We start from the raw sequence: 2,583 nt of genomic DNA, 5'->3' as shown, positions 1-2,583 counted from the left end.
GCCAGCCGGCGCTGCAGTACCTGGACAAGGAGTTCTGGCCGGTGGCGCTCGACGCCATCCAGAGCAAGCGCAATGCCTCCTACAAGGCCACGGTCAGGCACAAGGACGGCCGCAGCATTCCCGTCGAAATCGACGGCCTGCCCATGCCGCACGGCGAAGGCTCGCAGGACTTCCGCCTGGTCGTGATCCGCGACATCACGGCGCACCAGCAGGCCCAGGCCCAGGTGCGCTTTCTCGCCGAGCATGACGCGCTGACCCGCCTGCCCAACCGCTGGTATCTGAGCGAGCAGCTCGAACAGCTGATAGCGCGCGCACGCCTCGAGAACCTCGCGGTGGCGGTGCTGAGCCTCGACCTCAAGCATTTCTCGGCGATCAACGATTCGCTCGGCCACCAGGCCGGCGACCAGGTGCTGTGCGAAGTCGCCCAGCGGCTGTGCAGCTGCGTGCGCGGCACCGATCTGGTGGCGCGCGCGGGCAGCGACGAATTCATCGTCGTGCTCGCCGGCGGCACGACACGCGCCGAAACCGAACTGATTACCCGGCAGATGGTCGCGCTGCTCGAAATGCCCTGCCAGATGCCCACGCAGCAGCTGGTCATCGCGCCCGCGATCGGCATCGCGATCTTTCCCGAAGACGGCGAAAGCGTCGAAACGCTGCTGCGCAATGCGGGCGCGGCCCGCTACCTGGCCAAGGACAATGGCCACGAGGCTTTCCAGTTCTACACGCCCGCGCTCGAAAGCCGGGCCAGCCGCATGCTCAACCAGGAGCAGCTGCTGCGCCAGTCGATAGCGCTGGGCGGGTTCGAGCTGCACTACCAGCCCCAGGTGCGCACCGACGACGGCGCGCTCGCGGGTTTCGAAGCCCTGGTGCGCTGGCGCCATCCGGAGCGCGGACTGGTCAGCCCCGAGGAGTTCGTGGCGCTGGCCGAGGCCCGCGGCCTGATCACCGCCATCGACCGCTGGGTGCTGCGCCAGGCCTGCCGCGAAGCCTGCGCCTGGTATGCCCGGGGCATGCCGCGCGTGCCCGTTTCCGTCAACATGTCGGCGCAGGAATTCCGCCACGCCGATCTGGCCAGCGATGTCGCCGCGGTGCTGAAGGAAACCGGCCTGCCCGCGCAGCTGCTGCACATCGAGCTCACCGAGAGCACGCTGATGCATTCCGACGCCCAGGTCCAGCGCACGCTGCACGCGCTGCAGCAACAGGGCGTGCAGCTGGCGATCGACGACTTCGGCACCGGCTACTCGTCGCTGGCCTACCTCAAGCGCCATCCCATTCACCAGCTCAAGATCGACCGCTCGTTCATCGCCGAACTGCCCGGCAACGACGACGACGCCGCCATCGTCACGGCCATCGTGCAGATGGCCAAGAGCCTGCGCCTGCGCACCGTCGCCGAAGGCGTGGAAACCGCCGCGCAGATGGCGCTGCTGCGCACGCTGGGCTGCGAGATGGCCCAGGGATACCACATCGCGCCGCCGATGGCGGCCGAGCAGGCGTTCCAATGGCAGAAAGATTACTGTCATCCGCAGCAGGCACAATAGGCCATGGAACAGTTCACACATGACCGTGCCATCACGCGGCACACCACTCCGGAGCAGGCGCTCACCCACATTCAGCAGCTCTACCGCGAGCAGGTCGGGCACCTGCGCGACGCGATGCAGCGCTTTGTCGCCGGCGAAACGCCGTCGTCGCCCATCCATGCGTACTACCCCAAGGTGCGGGTCCATACCCACACCGTGGCGCGCGCCGACACCACGCTGGCCTACGGTTTTGTCGAAGGCCCGGGCACCTACGAAGCCACGCTCACGCGGCCCGATCTGTTCGCCGAGTACTACGCCGAACAGCTGCGCCTGCTGCGCGCCAGCCATGACGTCGATTTCGAAGTGGGCCTGAGCGACAAGCCGATTCCCATCCACTTCTCGTTCGCCGAGAACGACCATATCGAAGGCTCGCTCACGGCCGAGCGCCGCATGCTGATGCGCGATGTGTTCGACCTGCCCGACCTCGAGGCCATGGACGACGGCATCGCCAACGGCACCTGGCAGCCCCAGCCCGGCGGCGCGCTGCCGCTGTCGCTGTTCACCGCGCCGCGCGTCGACTATTCGCTGCACCGGCTGCGCCACTACACGGGCACCGCGCCCGAGTGGTTCCAGAACTTCGTGCTGTTCACCAACTACCAGTTCTACATCGACGAGTTCATCCGCCTGGGCCATGCCGAGATGGCCAGGCCCGACAGCGAGTACTGCGCGTTCGTCGAGCCCGGCAACGTGGTCACGCGCCGCGCCGGCCTGCCCGCCGAAGCCGTCGACGAACTCGGCAGCCCGCCGCCGCGCCTGCCGCAGATGCCCGGCTACCACCTGGTGCGCGCCGACAGCAGCGGCATCACCATGGTCAACATCGGCGTCGGCCCGGCCAACGCCAAGACCATCACCGACCACATCGCCGTGCTGCGCCCGCATGCCTGGATGATGCTGGGCCACTGCGCGGGCCTGCGCAACAGCCAGCAGCTCGGCGACTACGTGCTGGCCCACGCCTATGTGCGCGAGGACCACGTGCTCGACGAGGAACTGCCGCTGTGGGTGCCGA

The 2,583-nt window shown here is 67.9% G+C and carries 2 protein-coding genes; both read left to right on the top strand.

The window, feature by feature from the left end:
• Positions 1–1,538: sensor domain-containing protein (locus D3H34_RS31670; protein ID WP_119558759.1), on the top strand; the 1,538-nt coding region annotated here is incomplete at its 5' end.
• A gap of 3 nt (positions 1,539–1,541) precedes the next feature.
• The coding region (locus tag D3H34_RS31665; RefSeq protein ID WP_119558758.1) for an AMP nucleosidase at positions 1,542–2,583 on the top strand (1,042 nt) is incomplete at its 3' end.

Source organism: Acidovorax cavernicola (genome assembly GCF_003581445.1).
This window is presented reverse-complemented; position numbering and strand designations above follow the sequence as displayed.